The sequence below is a fragment of the Bradyrhizobium sp. SZCCHNRI2009 genome (assembly GCF_032485115.1).
Taxonomy (GTDB): Bacteria; Pseudomonadota; Alphaproteobacteria; order Rhizobiales; family Xanthobacteraceae; genus Bradyrhizobium.
In genome coordinates, this window is record NZ_JAUEUH010000016.1 from 25,961 (window position 1) to 44,024 (window position 18,064).

General features: G+C 60.9%; 13 protein-coding genes and 2 pseudogenes. 8 read left to right on the plus strand and 7 right to left on the minus strand.

What is annotated here, in order from left to right; translation table 11 throughout:
- Positions 1-108 precede the first annotated feature (108 nt).
- Positions 109-579 (plus strand): Lrp/AsnC family transcriptional regulator, encoded by a 471-nt coding sequence (locus QX041_RS33800; RefSeq protein WP_315754084.1) that lies wholly within the window; start codon positions 109-111, stop codon positions 577-579.
- Between the two features lie 340 nt (positions 580-919).
- Here the strand turns inward: QX041_RS33800 and QX041_RS34455 are convergent.
- Positions 920-1,087, minus strand: a pseudogene (locus QX041_RS34455) (ion channel); the annotation flags it as partial.
- Positions 1,088-1,310: 223 nt separating this feature from the next.
- Here QX041_RS34455 and QX041_RS34460 point away from each other — a divergent pair.
- Positions 1,311-1,559: a helix-turn-helix domain-containing protein gene (locus QX041_RS34460; RefSeq protein WP_409998687.1), complete on the plus strand. Its 249-nt coding sequence runs from the start codon at positions 1,311-1,313 to the stop codon at positions 1,557-1,559.
- A 251-nt stretch (positions 1,560-1,810) separates the two neighbouring features.
- Here the strand turns inward: QX041_RS34460 and QX041_RS33805 are convergent.
- The 5 genes and pseudogenes from QX041_RS33805 to QX041_RS33825 all read right to left on the minus strand — a co-directional run bounded on the left by QX041_RS33805 (position 1,811) and on the right by QX041_RS33825 (position 7,722).
- A pseudogene (locus QX041_RS33805) lies at positions 1,811-2,795 on the minus strand (NAD(P)H-dependent flavin oxidoreductase).
- A 209-nt stretch (positions 2,796-3,004) separates the two neighbouring features.
- Positions 3,005-3,676, minus strand: coding sequence for a nitroreductase (locus QX041_RS33810; RefSeq protein WP_315754086.1), 672 nt, complete (start codon positions 3,674-3,676; stop codon positions 3,005-3,007).
- Positions 3,677-3,710: 34 nt separating this feature from the next.
- Positions 3,711-4,688 (minus strand): NADPH:quinone oxidoreductase family protein, encoded by a 978-nt coding sequence (locus tag QX041_RS33815; RefSeq protein WP_315754088.1) that lies wholly within the window; start codon positions 4,686-4,688, stop codon positions 3,711-3,713.
- A gap of 513 nt (positions 4,689-5,201) precedes the next feature.
- Positions 5,202-6,437, minus strand: coding sequence for an ABC transporter substrate-binding protein (locus QX041_RS33820; RefSeq protein WP_315754090.1), 1,236 nt, complete (start codon positions 6,435-6,437; stop codon positions 5,202-5,204).
- A 76-nt stretch (positions 6,438-6,513) separates the two neighbouring features.
- The gene (locus tag QX041_RS33825; RefSeq protein ID WP_315754092.1) at positions 6,514-7,722 is read right to left on the minus strand and encodes a CaiB/BaiF CoA-transferase family protein; all 1,209 of its coding nucleotides are present in this window, start codon (positions 7,720-7,722) and stop codon (positions 6,514-6,516) included.
- Between the two features lie 130 nt (positions 7,723-7,852).
- On the opposite strand from QX041_RS33825, the gene QX041_RS33830 reads away from it, so the two are divergent.
- The 6 genes from QX041_RS33830 to QX041_RS33855 all read left to right on the plus strand — a co-directional run bounded on the left by QX041_RS33830 (position 7,853) and on the right by QX041_RS33855 (position 16,678).
- Complete coding sequence (locus tag QX041_RS33830; RefSeq protein WP_315828351.1) at positions 7,853-8,827, plus strand: helix-turn-helix domain-containing protein; 975 nt, start codon at positions 7,853-7,855, stop codon at positions 8,825-8,827.
- A 100-nt stretch (positions 8,828-8,927) separates the two neighbouring features.
- On the plus strand, positions 8,928-10,181 hold the full coding sequence (locus tag QX041_RS33835; protein ID WP_315754096.1) for a cytochrome P450: 1,254 nt from the start codon (positions 8,928-8,930) through the stop codon (positions 10,179-10,181).
- Between the two features lie 91 nt (positions 10,182-10,272).
- Complete coding sequence (locus QX041_RS33840; RefSeq protein WP_315754098.1) at positions 10,273-11,481, plus strand: acetyl-CoA C-acetyltransferase; 1,209 nt, start codon at positions 10,273-10,275, stop codon at positions 11,479-11,481.
- A 13-nt stretch (positions 11,482-11,494) separates the two neighbouring features.
- Positions 11,495-13,636 carry a 3-hydroxyacyl-CoA dehydrogenase NAD-binding domain-containing protein gene (locus QX041_RS33845; protein WP_315754100.1) on the plus strand — a complete coding sequence of 714 codons (2,142 nt, stop codon included), beginning with the start codon at positions 11,495-11,497 and terminating at the stop codon, positions 13,634-13,636.
- Between the two features lie 210 nt (positions 13,637-13,846).
- Entirely contained in the window at positions 13,847-15,040 is a 1,194-nt protein-coding gene (locus QX041_RS33850) for an ABC transporter substrate-binding protein (protein WP_315754102.1), read from the plus strand.
- Between the two features lie 99 nt (positions 15,041-15,139).
- Positions 15,140-16,678, plus strand: a complete 1,539-nt coding sequence (locus QX041_RS33855) for an acyl-CoA synthetase (RefSeq protein ID WP_316168095.1) — start codon at positions 15,140-15,142, stop codon at positions 16,676-16,678.
- A 116-nt stretch (positions 16,679-16,794) separates the two neighbouring features.
- Here QX041_RS33855 and QX041_RS33860 read toward each other — a convergent pair whose 3' ends face one another.
- The gene (locus QX041_RS33860; RefSeq protein ID WP_315754106.1) at positions 16,795-18,051 is read right to left on the minus strand and encodes a CoA transferase; all 1,257 of its coding nucleotides are present in this window, start codon (positions 18,049-18,051) and stop codon (positions 16,795-16,797) included.
- Positions 18,052-18,064: the final 13 nt, after the last annotated feature.

An 18,064-nucleotide genomic window follows, 5' to 3' on the forward strand; every position in this document is an offset into this window, starting at 1 on the left:
TGATCGAACCGAGTTAGAAATAGCATTGGCGGCTCCGGCTTTCAGACTTTGTTTCTGCCGAAATATGGTATTATCGACCTTTCATCTGGAGCAAGTCGGTCCAATCGCATGGCGAAAACGCAGGAAAATAGTGAAATAGACCAGTTCGATGGGCGAATTCTGCAGGCCTTGGCCGAAGATGGCCGGATGTCGGTAACCGACCTGGCCAAGCAGGTCGGCCTATCCAAAACGCCGTGTCAGGTGCGATTGAAGCGCCTGATGGACGACGGCTACATCGTTGGTTTCAGGGCCGTGCTGGATCCACGACGGCTCGGACTGGAGCACGTTGCTTTCGCGGAAGTCCGGCTTTCGGACACACGGGAGAAGGCGTTGACCGAGTTCAACTCGGCGGTCATGAAGATCAAGGAGGTGGAAGAGTGCCACATGATCGCAGGTTCATTTGACTACCTGCTGAAGGTTCGAACCGCTGATATCAAAAGGTATCGGCAGGTATTGGGCGAAAAGATTTCGAGCCTTCCGCATGTGTCGAATACGTCGACATTTGTCGTCATGCAGTCTGTGAAAGACAGCGGATTATAGTCGGGCGGCGGAGGACGTCGCATCGTCGTCGGCCGTGACTTTCCGCCACGGACAAGGCCACGCCGCGAAATCTCGGAATCGTTTCATCGAGCGGTCGATCTCCGCGCCGTCCCGTCACCCAACTGCCGATCTGAAACAACGCATAGTCGGCCGCGGGGGGAGATTGTTCTCGATCTTGCCGATCTTGCGGCCAGAATCGCTAGCCCTGATCAGCAATCAGCGAGAACCTGAAACCAGGCCGTTATGAGCGGGCCTGCTTGCTCGAAGGTCTTGAAAAACATTGACGTTTTTCGTGGCGTCGGCTCACGAGCTTCCACGTTCGTTCACGGTGTAGCGGTGGTCAATCGGTGGTCGAATACTGAAGGCGGCGCTTAACTTCGGTGGATCTTCGGCCGACGAGCCCAGTAGCATTAAAAAAAGGAGCCCAATGGCCCATCACAAGCGACCGCGCCGCGGCGGTCTTCGGCACGATATCGCCATAGCCAACTGTCGCTATTGTGATGGTGCTGAAATAGAGCGCTGTTCATAGCCCATCCAGGTGCTGTTCAAACGCGCTATGCTGAAGAGCCTCAACGAGGCGATAAGCAATGGCGAAGGCGTAAATCGTCAAGAAATATGAGGTCGCGCCAGCTCCCGCCGCTACGACCGCCCGGATGGGCACATCCAACCGCCCGAACGAACTCAGATCTGGATAAAACTTGGGGGCAAGGTCAGGAGACAGAGGCGAAGGGGTGTCGATTGCTTCATCCAAGCCATTTGGAGAACCGAGGTCGATTCCGTTCGTTCTACGGCTCACCTGCACGATTAACGAAGCATGCGAGATCACTGGCTTGGGACGCACGAAGCTTTACGAGTTGATTGGGACAGGGGATCTCATTACTACAACCGTAGGACGTCGGCGGTTGGAACTCGTGAGCTCGCTCCAAGCACTGCTCGACGTGAACCCGTCGGAGCCTGGAGGTATGAGAAAGATTTGGTAACAGTTCGCGCCTTGTGAGACTTGGCCGCGTTTGTCCGTCTTTTTCCATTCCAATCCACTAAGTGGGTGAGGGTAATTTTGTGGAACCGCTGGTCCGTGAATCTCCCAACCAGTTGAATAAAAGAGATATTTTGCGCCGTCTCGCGGACTCCCTCTCCGCCATTTGCACGACGTCGTGCGCCAAACTACGATTTCCTGCGACACGGTTCGCCTGCTGATCATGCGTTGACTGTCGCGCGGCGGACCAGTTCGTCACGTTCGCAGTTGCTTGCTGCTTCGGACTAGATCCGAATTGACCGACGCTACATATTCTCTGGCGATCTCGTCGATCAATTCCGCCGCTCCCATCACGGAGCGCACGCCGGACACGGAGTGGCCTGCGCTCCAGACCTCGGCCCAACGACGCGGGCCGCCCGACTTGGTCCCAAACACCTCCTTGGCACGCTCTTGCGAAACGGACTCATCCAAATGAGCGGGATCGAGACCGGCGTCGACGATCGAAGGACGCAGCATGCTCGCCTCGAGTCCGGTGAAGGCCTTCGTCAAGATCACGTCATCCATGGTGCTGTCGATGAGCATTTGACGATAGGCGTCACTCGCCATGCTTTTCCCGCGTGGCGATGAAGCGCGTTCCCATATAAGCAAGGTCGCAACCGAGCAGCTGCGCAGCAGCCAACGCGACGCCATCGCCGCCCGCAAGAACGATCGGTCCGTCGAAGATTGCTCGGACGGCTCGGACGAAGGAAAATGGATTTGCCCAGCCGGTCTGGCCGCCCGCCCCGGCACTCAACAGGATCAGCCCATCCGCCCCGGCCTTGATTGCTTTCTCTGCGTGATTCAGAGACGCGATATCGGCGAATACGAGACAGCCTACATCCTGCAGCGGTCCAACGGCCGCTGCAGGAGACCCGACGCTGGTGATGACGATCTCCACCTTGTGGCGGACGAGACAAGCAAGGTCTTCCTGGAAGCGCGGCTGCCGCACGATCAAATTGGGGCAGTGTGGTGCAGCCTGATGACCCAAGTCTGCAACGCCATGCTCGATCGCTCTCAGCCAGTGATCGAGTTCTTCGACCGATCCAGCGTTGGCAGTGGGAAAGGCGCCGATCGCCCCCGACCGGCAAACCGCCGTGACGAGGTTGACGCCCGATACCCGGAGCATCGGAGCGGCCACCAAAGGCAGGCGCAACCGCGATGCGATCTTCGAGGGCAGGCCGGTTCGGTTCGTGAGAGTCATGTCGCCTTAAGTTGCTCTTGGAAGAGCTATCCTGCGCTTGCGCCGAGCTCTGTCATTGGAGTCTAAGCGCCAGCGCTGCACACGACAGGACCCTTGGAGCACCTTGCTCCAAGGGTCATTCGCGAAGGGATGGTGCCGCCATGATAGCGAAGCCCCTTCAGACCCAACATGAAGGTGGTCGTGTCGATGATTTCATCGTGCCCCGCAAGTCAGAAGCCTCGAAGCGTCGCAAATTCCGATAAGTCGGCGCGCTCCGTGCGAAGGCTGTTGATGGGATGCTCAGCATCCGCGTAGCCGAGAGCCATGCCGCAAAAGATCATGAGATGAGGCGGCAAAGCGATGAATTCGGCTATCGTCCTGTGCCAGATTGCCCACGCTTCCTGCGGGCAAGTGGCCAATCCCTTTTCGAAGGCCAGCAACATGACGGATTGCAAGTACATGCCAAGATCAGCCCACTGTCCCGGCTCCATCTCGCGATCGATGGCAAAGAACAAGCCGACCGGAGCGCCGAAAAATCCAAAATTCTTCGCGAGCTGCTTCAGGCGCGCGGCCTTGTCCTCGCGTGGAATTTCAATTGTGCGATAAAGATCTTCGCCGTTCTTGAAGCGTCGGGTCCTGTACGGCTCCTTCAGCTCGGGTGGATAGATGTTGTATTCTGCTTTTTCGCCCATTGGGTTGATCTTCATCCGCTCGGCGACGAGCGACCTGAACCGTTCGAGCTCTTGACCAGCCAGCGCCCAGACATGCCAGGGCTGAAGGTTGCCGCCCGAAGGCGAACGACCGGCCGCCAGCAGGATATCCTTCACGATCTCTCCCTGGACCGGCTTATCCAGAAACGCGCGGACCGACATTCGTGAGTTTAGGGCGTCGGAAACTTTCATAGGTTGTCCTCATGCAAAGCGTCGAAGGCGATCGTCAATCGATCCGAACAACCATCTTTCCCAGTGCGGAACGCGTGGTCATTGCCTTGAAGGCATCGCGGAAATCCCGAAAGGCGAAGATCTTCCCTACGACCGGAAGGAGTGTCTTTTCGCTCAACCAGGCGAATAGCTGGGCAATCAGTTGGTCGCGCACGTCCGGTTCGCGGCGGCCGATCTGAGCGAGGTCGACGCCCAGCAATGCGCCTCCTTTCAGAAGTGGTAAATTGAACGGCAGCGCGGGAATGCTGCCGGCCGCAAACCCGACGACAAGATGACGCCCATTCCAGGCGATCGAACGGAATGCCTGCAGACTCAGGTCACCGCCCACCGGGTCAAAGATCACGTCGACGCCGCGGCCACTGGTGAGAGTCTTTATCTCGTCACGCCAGCCGTCGACGGTGTAGTTCACCACTGCGTCGGCGCCGTACGCCGTCGCAAACTGCCGTTTCGCCTCAGTCGATGCGGCTGCTATGACCGAGGCGCCCAGTAGCTTTGCGACTTGTACCGCGGCGATGCCAACCCCGCCGGCTGCGCCAAGCACCAGCAGCGTTTCGCCCTGACGAAGCGTTCCCCGCACCTTCAGCGAATAGAGCGCTGTAAGATAATTCGCAAAAAACGAAGCGCCAACTTCCGGTGCCACGTCTTCCGGCCTGACGAAAAGCGCTGAAGCTGGGAGGCAAATATACTCAGCAAGCCCACCCGATCTGGCCATACCGATAACCGGCGTCCCTGGTGCAAAGCCTTCCACGTCCGGGGCGACTGCATCGACTGTGCCGGCAAACTCTGTGCCCGGTGTGAAGGGCAGGGGATCCCTGGTCTGATATAGGCCCCGGACCTTCAAGCCGTCCACAAAGCCAACGCTTGCAGCCTGTATCCGGACACGAACCATCCCAGGCGTTATGTCCGGTTGAGCCACATCCTTTAGAGCGACATTGTCGATGGCTTCGTAGTTCTCGACGACGACTGCTTTCATGATAGCCTCTTACGGAATTGGAGTGCGTATAATTGATCGAACGCAAGATTTTCGTTTCTTTTCGGTCGAGGCGCCGCAATGACGGGCCTGCGAATATCATCCGCAAATGTATCGCGGCGGTTCCGACGCCTCCGGCTGGGCGCGGGACGAGCATCTGGTCGCCAGCTTGTAGCTTGCGCCCTCTGTCAGCGCAGAATGGGCCGTGAGATATCTGCGCAAAATGAGGCCCTGCCTCGGCGGAAGTGCCATCCAGCAGGATTAGTGCTGCTTCCGCTGGAACGGCGACGTACTCGGCGAGTGCGCCCGAGCGATAAATTCCCATGACCTGCATGCCCCCGGGGCATACTCGGTCACCCCCTCTCCGACGCTTCATGAGATAGAGGTCCTGCACCTTGAGGCCATCGACGAAACCGATTCCCAGGGCTCGCAGACGCACGCGCGACGATGGCGTGAGCCGAGGCATGGGATCTGCTTCTCGCATTTGCGTTGGGAAAGCACAGGACCGAGCTCACCTCAGTTGGTCCCGGCGCTTCCGACTTCGCCGTCGATCAGCTCTCCGAGAGGCTGCCACCTCTGACCGTCGAAGCGAATGAGTTGCATCTGTTCGACTGGAAAATAATCCTTAGCAGACGTATTGATCTTGATGCCGGGCAAGAGCATCGGAACGTCCAGGTCCCTTAAGTTCGCGGCCTGCCGCATGATGTTGTCGCGCGTGGGGTTGTCGCCGCATCGCTTGAGGACTTCGAGCAGCGTGTGCGCAACGGCGTAGCCATAGACGGTGACGCGGTCTGCCTTGTCCCCATCTGGAAGATACCTGTCCATGAACGCATTCCAACCTCTCGTGGCCGCGTCGTTGCTCCAGGCGGGATCGCTGGGGTCCTTTAAATAGGCATTCGAGATGATCCCCTTGGCGTTCTCCAGACCTGCAGGACGGAGCACACTCGCCACGGAGGTGGAGACGCCTGCGAGGAAGACGACCGGCCTCCACTCGAGTTCTGCAAGCTTGCGGATGGCCTGAGCGCTTGCTTTCGGCGTGGTCCAGGACACGAAGATGTCCGCGCCGGAGTTTCTCAGCCGCGCGATGTGAGCGTCGATCGTCGGTTCCGACAATTCAAATGACGATTCGGCGACGATCATCGAGGCCCTTTCTCCCAGCCCATCGCGCAAACCCTTCGCCTCGTCGCGCCCTCCGTCGTCATTCTGCCAGAGCATGGCAATCTTCGCGTTCGGATAGTTCTGCAGGATGTATTTTGCGTAGGCGCGCCCTTCGCTCTGGAAATTTGGCTGCCAGCCCATGGTCCATGGAAAATGGTCCGGATCGCCCCAGCGGGTGGCATTGCTTGCGACAAAGAGCTGCGGCACCTTCCGGGCATTCAAGAATTTCTGGATCGCCGCGTTCGAGGGCGTTCCAACCGACTGGTAGATCATGAGCACCTCGTCGCTCTCGACCAGCTTTCTCGCCTGCTCCACGGCCTTCGGCGGACTGAACGCGTCATCGTAGCTGACGAAAGTGATCTTCCGCCCGTTGATGCCGCCTTCATCGTTGACCTTGCGGAAAAACGCTGCAGCGACGCGACCGATGATGCCGTAGGCTGATGCGGGCCCGCTATAGGGAGCGAGATTTCCGATTTTGATCTCTTGGTCTGTGGCGCCCGGATCGTACTTCTTTTCGGTTGCATTGGCCGGTAGAGCCGCGAGGCTCGCCGCCAACCCAACGGCGGCGAAATAGGGCAGGTATCTTCGTGGCATGGTTGATCCTCCCATCGACATAACTCAGCTCGGTTACGACCGATTTGGAACAGTGGGCCGGGACTTCGGCCGTCAATCAGCCGACAACGCCAGATACTTTCAGGCGAGCAATGTCCTCGTCGGAATATCCAAGCTCCTCCAGGATTTCCCCACTGTGCTGGCCCAATTCCGGTGCGGGGTTTGGGGGCCTCTTCGTGATACCGCTTATTCGGAACGGGCTGTCCACGATTGCGCCATGCCCCGGCATCCACTCGGCTCTGACAAGCGCACCGGCATGATACATCTGGTCGTCGCCGACCAGATCTCCGGCCTTGGCCACGATCGCCGCGGTCAGGTCAGCCGCCTGAAAGATGCGTTGCCAATCGGACGAGATGCGGCTCGCAAACAGGTCGTCGAGAAGTGCCACAAGCTCGGCCGCATTGGCGCGCCGTGTTGCAAGCGCCGAAAAGCGTGAGTCCTCGATTAAGGCGGAGCGGCCGATTGCGTGGCAGAAGCGCGGCCAATCGCGTTCCTCCTGCACCAGACTGATCATGAACCAGCGGTCGTCAGCGCACCGATAGAAGCACGTCAAAGCGTTCCGGGTGGCCTTTCGGGGGAGGCGGTACTGGATCTCGCCACCGCACAGGACCGCCTGGATCGATGCCGCATTCGACCAGACTCCGTTGGCGAGCAGCGATGACGTGACGCAGCTCCCCCGGCCCGTGCGCTCCCGGTAAAGGAGCGCCGTGACAATCCCGGCGTAGAGGGTGACCGCTGTCGGCTGATCGCCCATCCCCATAGTGGGTGCCGCAGGAGAGCTCTCGGGGTCGGGGCGTACGCTATCGGCCAATCCCGATCGAGCCCAATAGGCATGGGCATCGAAGCCCGGTCTTTCAGCTTCGGGGCCTGTCTCCCCGTAGCCGGTGAGCGCCGCATAGACGAGACGCGGATTGATTTCCGAAAGCTGCTCATAGCTGATCCCGAGCCGAGTGCGTGAAGCCGGAGACTGGTTGGTAACGAAAACATCGGCGGAACGCACGAGCTGCCCCAGGATGGTTCGACCAGTCTCGGTCTTGAGGTCCAACCCCAGCGTACGCTTGTTGCGCGCGGCAACTGTCCACGCGTAGTTATGGTCGGCTTTTGGCAGGTTAGGAAGACGACCGAGGACCCGCTGCGGATCGCCGGCGCCGACCGGCTCGATCTTGACGACGTCCGCACCGAAGTCCGCGAGGATCACGGCCGCCGCCGGGCCGGCGACAAAGGTGGCGCTGTCAATGACTTTCAGACCCTGGAACACGCCAGCCACCAGATCCTCCCTGCCGCCAAGCAGACTTGTTGCCGGCCATCCAGATGACAGCCAGATCTTTTGATTGGCATCTACCTAACACTCTTGACGCAAAGGTTCAACCATTCATAATTGGGACCTGGAGAGCAGAATGCCCTACGGCCCCGTCCATTCGATTTCCGCGATGCACCGGCGCTTCACGTCGCCGGACGAATGGCACTCCGCTATCGAGCCGCACTTCGCGGGAAGCTGCTACACGAGGCGGGCGCATTCGTTCTCTGTGTGGGGACGACTTGAGCGACTGGGCGATGCACTGCTGGTTGACAACTATGTTGCCGCATCTGGACTGGGCCGCGCCAACGACACGTACGGATTTTCGATCGATCCGACCGAGACGGGAAGCTGCTTTATTTTGCTGCAGCGATTCGGAAGCGCATTCGTGAAGCAGTCTGATCGTGCGACGGAACTCCGGGCCGGCGAATGGGCCATCTTTGACGCTTCCGTGCCGACTTCATTTCTGATTCCGGACGGCAGTCGAACGATCGGGGTGACCGTTAGTCATCGATACTGCGAACATTGGCCGCGCTCTCAGCTTGGCGGAACCCGCCTCGCGAGGTCGGCTGAGAGCCGGGTTGCACTCTCAATGATTTCCGAGGCCCTGGGGTCTCCCGAATGGCCGAATTTGCGGGTTCAGGCTTCGATGGAAGTTCTGTTTATGGATGCTGTGGAAGCAAGTCTGCCTGCGAGCGCTGCCAAACGGAGCGCCTTCATCCCGAACGCTGCGAAAATCGACCAAGTGAGACAGGCCATTGAGGTTCAGTTGAGTAATCCCGATCTCAGCCCCGACGGCATCGGCCGATCTGTCGGCCTGTCCCGCCGCTCGCTGTACCGGCTCGTCCGCCGGATCAATCAGACGCCTATGGGGTTGGTCCAAGAGCTACGTCTCGCGCGAGCTGCGCGATTGTTGCGAGATCGCGCGGAGGAACCTCAGAGCATCACCGACGTGTCGTACCTCGTCGGCTTCGTCGACCCCGCGCATTTCAGCCGGGTGTTTCGGGCACGGTACGGTCAATCGCCCAGGCAATGGTCGTCGTCCCGCACCGACGGGCAGGCCGCTGCGAGATAAACTTGGCACCGTGCGTCACGTGCCTGGCGCTGTGAGGCAGGCTTGATTTTCGTGCCGATGTTAGGGTGTCAGAAAATAATCAAACATCTGGAGGAGACCGATGGTCGAACGGATCGATGACCAGGTCGTAGACCCTGTCACATACGGAACGCCCCGCAAGTACGACGAAATCTTCGCCGAACTGCGGCGAAGCGACCCCGTGCGATGGACAGAACCTGCCGGCTATCGGCCATTCTGGACCATCGCGAAGCACAGCGACATCCTCGAAATCGAGCGGCAGAACGACAAATTCATCAACGATCCGCGTAATAGCCTCGTGCCGATCGAGGAGGAAGAAAGACGAGTCCGCGCGGGGAACGCGAAATTAGTCAGGACGCTCATCACCATGGACGAGCCCGACCATCGTGCTTACCGCGGCATCACACAGGCGTGGTTCATGCCGGTGAACCTGCGCAAGATCGAGGGGGAGATCAAGAATCTTGCCGGAGAGTTTGTCGCTTTGATGGACGAGCGCGGTGGCCGGTGCGATTTCGTCAACGACGTCGCGCTTTGGTACCCGCTGCGGATCATCATGACGATCCTCGGCGTTCCGCGCGAAGACGACGCCAAGATGCTCAAGTTCACGCAAGCTCTGCTCGCTTCGTCTGACAAGGATTTGTCGGGAGGAAGCAACAACTTCCAAAGCCGCCAAGTCGCGGCTCAGGAGTTTTTTGCTTACTTCGGCGCTATCGCGGAGGACCGTCGCAGGAACCCGAAGGACGATCTCGCCTCGGTAATCGCCAATGCGTCGGTCGGCGGCAATCCGGCCGGAGTCTTCGAGAGCCTCTCGTACTACCTGGTCATTGCGACCGCGGGCCATGATACGACAAGTTCGGCGATGGCCGGTGGATTGCATGCGTTGATCGAGCATCCGGCGGAGTTCCGTCGGTTGCGCGAGTCGCCGGAGCTGCTGAATTCCGCAGTCGAAGAGATGTTGCGCTGGACCTCGCCGGTGAAGCACTTCTTCCGCACGGCGACTCAGGACTATCAGCTTCGGGGCAAGCAGATCCGTGCCGGCGATTCGCTCATGATGTGCTTTCCATCCGGCAATCGCGACGAGGAGGTTTTCGTCGATCCTTTCGCGTTCCGTGTCGATCGGACGCCCAACCGCCATATCGCTTTCGGGCACGGCGTGCACCAGTGCCTTGGCCTCAACCTTGCGCGGATGGAGATGAAAGCGCTGTTCACGGAAATTGTTGCTCGGGTGGACTCGATCGAACTGGCGGGGGAGCCCGCGTGGATTGAGGCCAATCTGGTCAGTGGCCCGAAGCGGTTGCCGATCACGTACCGTATGAAGAGCTGCCCGGTGCAGTGATCAAGCCATCGCGTGCCGGATGGTCGAGGTGCCGTGCGTTGCCGCGGGGGCGCTCCGACATCATCTTTCAGACCGACTTCAGGAATCAGAAATGAGTGAAGCGATTATCTTCGATGCGATCCGCACGCCGCGAGGCAAGGGAAGGAGGGACGGCGCGCTGTACGAAGTGGGGCCGGTTCAACTCCTGGCCGGGCTGATGCAAGAGCTGGAGCGGCGGACTGAAATCGACACCGCGCTGATCAACGATGTTCTGATCGGCTGCGTGCAGCCGTATGGCGAGCAGGGTGGCGTGATCGCCAAGACCGCCGCGCTCGCCGCTGGATGGTCCTGGACGGGGCCGGGCCTTCAGCTCAACCGTTATTGCGGCTCGGGCCTCGATGCTGTGAATCTGGCAGCGCAGAAGATCCGTTCCGGGTGGGACGACTTGATCGTCGCCGGTGGCGTCGAATCGATGTCGCGCATGGGCATCGGCGCAGCACCGAGTGTGCGTGATCATCAGCCGCGGTTGTCGTTCGAGCTAAAGATGATTCCGCAGGGTGTGAGCGCGGACTTGCTGGCCACGCTCGATGGTCGGACGCGCGAGGATGTCGATGCCTACGCGCTGCGCTCGCAACAACTGGCGGCGCAAGCGCGCGCCGAAGGCCGCTTCGATGGATCTCTTGTGCCGGTGCGCGATATCAATGGCGTCGTCCTGCTTGCGGCGGACGAGGCAATCAGGGCAGATGCGACCGTGGAGGGGCTGGCGAAGCTCATGCCGTCCTTTGCCGAGATGGGCGAGTTCGGCGGTTTCGACGCCATCGCAATGTCGAAATATCCTCAGGTCGAGGAGATCAGGCACGTTCATACGGCCGGGAATTCCTCGGGCATCGTCGACGGCGCTGCGCTCATGCTGATCGGCAGCGCCGAAAAGGGGAGCGAACTCGGCCTGAGGCAACGCGCGCGGATCATCGCGACGGCCGCGCTCGGCGTCGAACCGACGATCATGCTCACTGGGCCTGCACCGGTCGCGGAAGCGGCGCTCCGCAAGGCGGGGTTGAGCTTCGAAGACATTGATCTCTACGAGGTCAACGAGGCGTTTGCGAGCGTAGTGTTGCGCTTCCTGGATGAAACGAAGGTGCCGCTGGCGAAAGTCAACGTCAACGGCGGCGCGATCGCGCTTGGGCATCCGTTGGGCGCAAGCGGATGCGTGCTGGTTGGGACGTTGCTCGACGAGTTGGAGCGGCGCGAGCTGAAGCGGGGCCTTGTCACATTGTGCGCAGCTGACGGCATGGGCGTCGCAACTGTCATTGAACGTGTTTGATTGGGGATTCGGAATGACCGCCATCGATTATGCCAGGGATGATCAGGGCATCGTCACGCTGACCATGGACATGCCAGGTCAGGCCGTGAACACCATGACCCAGGCGTTCCGTGATGCTTACCGCGGGACGGTTGAGCGGATCGAGCAGGAACGCGAGATGATCATCGGGGTCATCCTCACCTCGAACAAGCCGACGTTCTTTGCCGGCGGAGATCTCAAGGGGCTGCTCGCCGCCGATGACGCCGCGGCGCTCTTTGCCCGTGCCGAAGCCACCAAGGCGACGATGCGTCGGCTGGAGAAGCTGGGAAAGCCCGTGGTCGCGGCCATCAATGGTGCTGCGCTCGGCGGCGGTTTCGAGCTCGGCCTCGCCTGTCATGCGCGGTTCGCCATCAACGACGGAGGCCTTCAACTCGGTCTTCCGGAGACCACTCTCGGGCTCATTCCGGGTGCCGGAGGTATCGTGCGCCTGGTCTGCATGCTGGGGCTCGAAGCTGCGATGCCGCTCGTCCTCGACGGCGTAGTCTTCGGTGCGGAACGCGCCCTTGAACTGAAATTGCTGAATGGGCTCGCGCGGGACAAAGACGAGTTGCTCGCGCAGGCGCGCAGTTGGATCTTGGACAATCCCGAGGCGAGCCAGCCGTGGGATAGCAAAGGCTTTCGCATTCCAGGATCGACGCCCAATGCCGCGGCGCCGCTGGCTTGGCTGCGAACCGCGCCCACGCTGCTGATGAAGAAGCACCGCCTGCGTTACCCGGCCCTGGAAGCCGCGATGTCTGCGGCGGTCGAAGGGGCTGCCCTCGATTTTGACACGGCATCTCGGATCGAGAGCCGTTACCTCGCGAACGTCGCGGTTGGTAGCGTTGCCAAGAACATGATCCGGACGTCCTTCTTCCAGATGAACGAAATCAAGGCCAGGAAGAGCCGGCCGGAAGGCATTCCCGACGCCAGTTTCGCGCGAATCGGAGTGTTGGGTGCCGGACTGATGGGCCGTGGCATCGCCCAGGTCGCCGCTCAACGGGACATCTCCGTCGTGTTGAAGGACGTTACCCGGGAGCAGGCGGAAAAGGCAAAATCGCAGATCCAGAGCGGACTTGAGAGACAGGTCGAGAAAGGCCGACTGTCCGCGGATCGCATGAGCGCTGCGCTGGCCTTGATCAAGCCGACCGGGAGCCCGAGCGATCTCGCAGGATCGGAATTGATCATCGAGGCGGTGTTAGAAGATCGTGACCTCAAGCGAAGCGTCACTCAGGAGGCCGAGCCATATTTGGCGCACGGGGGAATTTTTGCGTCCAACACGTCGACGCTTCCGATCACGGGGCTCGCACAAGCCTCGGCTAGACCGGCGAACTACGTCGGATTGCATTTCTTCTCGCCGGTCGATCGGATGCCGCTCGTCGAGATCATCAAGGGAGCAGCGACCTCGGCGGAGACCTTGGCCCGGGCCTACGACTTCGTGCGGCAGATCAACAAGACGCCGATCGTGGTGAATGACAGCCGCGGCTTCTTCACGAGCCGCGTGTTCGGAACCTTCACACGCGAGGCAGGCGCGATGCTGGCCGAGGGCGTGGATCCTGCAGCAATCGAAAACGCGGCGATCTGGGCCGGAATGCCCGTCGGCCCTCTCGCCGTCATGGATGAAACCTCTCTTGCGCTGGCTTGGAGTGTTCGCCTCCAGACCGTCGCTGACCTCCAGGCCGCGGGTAAGTCTGCGCCTGCCCATCCACATTGGGCCGTTGTCGACAGAATGGTCAACGGGTTGAAGCGGCCCGGTCGAGCCGGTGGCGGCGGCTTCTATGAATATCCCGCCGGTGGCAAGAAACGAATCTGGCCCGGCTTGCGTGACCACTTTCCGCCGCGTTCGGCACAAATTCCTCTCGAAGAGTTGTCCGACCGTTTTCTCTTTATCCAAGCCGTCGAAGCCGTGCGCTGCCTCGAGGAAAACGTCATCGAATCTTCCCGGGACGCAAACATCGGTGCGGTGCTAGGCATCGGTTATCCACGGTGGACCGGCGGACCTCTTCAATACATCGACATGATTGGCCCGAAGGCGTTCGCTCTACGTGCCTCCGAACTCGCTACGAAATACGGCGACCGCTTTCTTCCACCGCGCATGCTGGTTCAGATGGCCGACGGTGACCGCCGATTCTGCGCCTGACGAGGGCGGGCCGGGAGCGGAGAACCTTGCGTCGTATCGATTGTGGGTGCGGCCTGCCCAAAGGCCGGGAATAGGCCGATTGCGAGCGAGTCTCTCTTCCCTTCTCGTCCGGCGGAGGCTGGCAAAGGACTCGTTGGACCGAACAGGGCTTGCGGCCATCACAGTCACAATGTATCAATGGTCCAACCAATAAAGGGGAGGGCAGTGGTCATGGCAGGACGAGTTGTCGCCGCGGTACTGGGCTTGTTCCTGTGCAGCGGTTTGGCGGTTGGCGAGCCGCTGAAGATCGGTGTCTTGACTGACATGTCGGGCGTCATCGCCGATACGGTCGGTCGCGGCTCGGTCCTTGCCGCGGAGCTGGCGGTCAGCGACGCCGGCGGCACCGTCCTTGGCCGACCGATCGAGATCGTTTCGGCCGACCACCAATTGAAGCCGGACGTTGGCCTGACCATCGCCCGACGGTGGTTCGACGAGGAGCATGTTGACGCGATTGCCGACGTTCCCGTGTCCACCATCGCTCTCGGAATCCAGAATCTCGCCCATGCGAAGGGAAAGATCGCCCTCATCTCGGGCGCCGGGACAATCGATCTCTATGGCAAATCGTGCTCGCCGACAGGCTTCGTGTGGACATTCGATACCAGCGTTTTGCCGCGCGCCACCGTTCTGAGCGCAGCCGAGTCCGGCGTGAAGAAGTGGTTCGTAGTCGGGCCCGACTATTCCTTCGGACACCAGATGGAGCGGGCGGTTGCCGACGTCGTGAAGGAGACCGGGGGACAACTGGTCGGCACGCGGCGCGCGGCGATAGGTACGTCGGATTATGCCTCGCTCCTCCTGGCGGCGCAGGAAGCGCGACCGGACGCGATTGCCTCGTCCTTTGCCGGCCACGACGGCGTCCTTCTCATCGAGAACGCTGTTGAATTCGGCCTGCTGCAGAAGGGAATGCGCATAGCGAGCCTGATGTTGTTCGACTCCGACGTGCACAGCCTCGGCTTGGACCGCATGAAAGGCATCTATACGACGACAGCATTTTACTGGGATACGGACGACAACACCCGCAGCTTTGCGAAGCGGTTCAGCGAGAAAATGGGACGACCGCCGTCCGCCCTTCAGGCCGGAGTCTATAGCTCGGTCACGCACTACCTGAAGGCCGTCAAGGCTGCGGGCTCGACATCCGGACCGGAGGTCGCAAAGAAGATGCACGAGCTGCCGATCTCGGACCTCACGACCCCTTCGGCCAGGATCCGGGCAGATGGCCGCGTGATGCGCGACATGCTGCTGGTCCAGGTCAAATCGCCGGAGGAATCAAAGGCCCCGTGGGACTATTTCAAGATCGTCCGGCGCATGAAAGCCGAAGAGTTGATGCCGGAGGCGCCCAATCCGGACTGCAAACTGGCAACGCAGTAGCCGATCGGTTTCCAGAACGATCGGGCAGGCGGCCGCGAGAAGTCGAGCGCTTCACCAAACGTGCTCCCACGCCCCGGACAGAACATTGTTAGAGGGATGATGACATCGCCACTGATTTTTCTCGATGGAACGGCTCGCGCGCGCGAAGAGGTGCTGAGCAATGCCGCACGTGCGGCCAGCGGGCTGCATGCTTGCGGAGTCTCCGAGGGCGACACTGTAGCGGTCCTGCTGCGCAACGACTTCGCTTTTGTCGAGGCGACCCACGCCGCTGCGTTGATCGGCGCCTATTGCGTGCCGATCAATTGGCACGGCCGGGCGCAGGAGGTCGGTTATATCCTCAGGGATGCGAAGCCCAAGGTCCTGGTGGCTCATGCCGATCTGCTCGCGGCGGTGCGCAGCGAACTCGGGGAGGCCTTGCGCGGCATTCTGGTGCTGAGCGTACCGACGCCGCCCGAGCTCGTTCGGCAATTCGGCGTTCCACCAGGTGCCGAGGAGCCGGTGGGATCGGACCGCTGCTGGCCGGCTTGGCTGGCGGATTTCCAGCCCTGGAGCGGTGCCCCGCCGCGCAGCCGCGCGACGCTGATCTACACGTCCGGTACGACGGGGAACCCGAAAGGCGTGAAGCGCGAGCCTGCGACGGTTGAGCAGGCCAAGGCGTATGGAGAGCTGATGCGCGCCGTCTACGGCATCGCGCCCGGCGTCCGCGTGTTGATCGGGGGTCCACTCTACCATGCGTCACCGAACGCCTGTTTGCGTCAGGCCATCGCACAGGCCGAGATCATCGCGTTCCAATCCAAATTCGAGCCGGAAGAAACGCTGGCGCTGATCGAGCGGGAAAGGATCACGCATGCGGTGATGGTTCCCACCATGTTCGTCCGCCTGATGCGTCTGCCGGAACAGACCCGCCGCCGATACGATGTGAGCTCTCTGCGATGGGTGATCCACACGGGCGCGCCCTGTGCGCCGGAGATCAAGCAGGCCCTGATGGACTGGTGGGGGCCGGTCATCTGCGAGACCTATGGCGGAACGGAGGTCGGAGCGGTGATGCTGAGCACGCCGGACGATTGGCTGGCTCACCCCGGCAGCGTCGGGCGGCTCACGCCGGGCGCCCGGATTGCGCTGTACGGAGAAAACGGTAAGCCGGTCGCGCCGGGCGAGGTGGGCGAGATCTACGTTCGTCAGGACTCGCTGGCGGATTTCGTCTACCTCAACGACGAGGCCAAGCGAAAATCGGTCGAGCGCGACGGGCTGATCAGTGTCGGCGACGTCGGCTATCTCAAGAACGATCGGCTGTATCTGTGCGATCGGCGGTCGGACATGGTGATTTCGGCGGGCGTCAATATCTATCCGGCGGAGATCGAATCGGCTCTGATTCAATGTCCTGGAGTGCGCGATTGTGCTGTGTTCGGCATTCCCGACGATGAGTTCGGCGAGTCGCTGGCTGCCGCGATCGAGCCTGAACCGGGAAGCGAACTCACGACCGAGCAGGTTCGCGCCTATTTGGCCGAACGTATCGCGAAATACAAGGTGCCGCGCCGGATCGATTTCCATGGAGCGCTTCCGCGCGAGGAAAGCGGGAAGATCTTCAAGCGTCGGCTCAAGGAGCCCTTCTGGAAGGACACGGGCCGGCGCATCTGACCGCTATTTTTCCGTCGCGCGCGGGGGCGCAGCACGCTGCGGCGGCAATCCCTTTCTTGGATATTGACGTTTCGGCCGGATGTGAGCGGACGTCATCGCGCGTCGGCGAGAGCGGGTCAGCCTGACGATCCGAATGCGCCCGCCGTTCTCAGTTCAGCAATGCGTTCGGGCCCATAACCGAGAACGTGCTCCAGCACCTCGGTCGTATGCTGCCCGAGAGTCGGGGCAGCGATCGGGTCGAGAACAGGCGTTTCGCTGAAACGCAATGGGGATCCGATGTTCGGTATGTCGCCTGCTGTCGGATGCGGAATGGACGACGCGAGCGCACGCTCGGCCATTTCGAAAGAGCTGAAAGCGTCTTCGATCGTTCTGACGACGCCGGCCGGCACGCCCGCGGCCTGCATCTTGGCAGCCCACCGTTCGCTGGAGTGGCCGGCAAGAATCCCTTCGATGATGGCGGTCAACTCGTCGCGATGCGCCATCCGGTCGCGGTTGCTTACGAAGCGAGGATCCTCGGCCAGGTCAGGCCGCTCCAGCACGTTCGTGACAAGGCGACGAAAGGTTCGATCATTCGCGCAGGTGACATAGAGCGGGCCGTCTGCCGTCTGGAAGGTGCCCGTCGGCGTGCTATCGGCGCTGCGGTTGCCGGCGCGAGTCGGATTGCGACCCGTCGCAAGATAGTTCATCGCGTGAAAGCCCAGCATCAGCGCAGCGGTATCGAACAACGCTGTCTCGACACGCTGCCCCAGCCCAGTGTTCTGGCGTGCGGTCAAGGCGCCGAGCACGGCAATCGCGGCCGTCATGCCAGTGGAGATGTCCATGATCGCGGGGCCGGTGCGGACACCTGGCTGGTCCGAAAAACCGTTCATCGACATGAAGCCGGTCTCGGCCTGGATCACCGGATCGAAGCCCAGACGATCAGCCATTGCGCCGTCGCGGCCATAGGCCGAGACGCTGCAATAAATCAGGCGAGGGTTGAGCTGATGCATCGCATCGTAGCCGAGGCCGAACCGTTCCATCACCCCGCACGAGAAATTCTCCACCAGGATATCGGCTGATGCGACGAGTTCAATTGCGATTTTTTGCGCAGCTTGGCTCGCAAGATCGAGCGCAATGCCTTTCTTGTTCCGATTGACCCAGAGGAACGGCACGCCTTCACCGCCGAGGTGAGGTTGGAAACGACGAAAATCGTCCCCGTTCGCCGCGTTCTCGATCTTGATCACGTCGGCGCCCATATCCGCTAGAAAGAGCGTGCACATGGGTCCCGCGATGAAGTGCGAGAAGTCGATGACACGCAATCCTTGAAGCGCGGAGGGCGCGCCAGGCGTTCTCGGGCGCGGCGGCGGAAGCTGCGGACGGCCTGTCGTGGTCATGTCACCTCCCGGG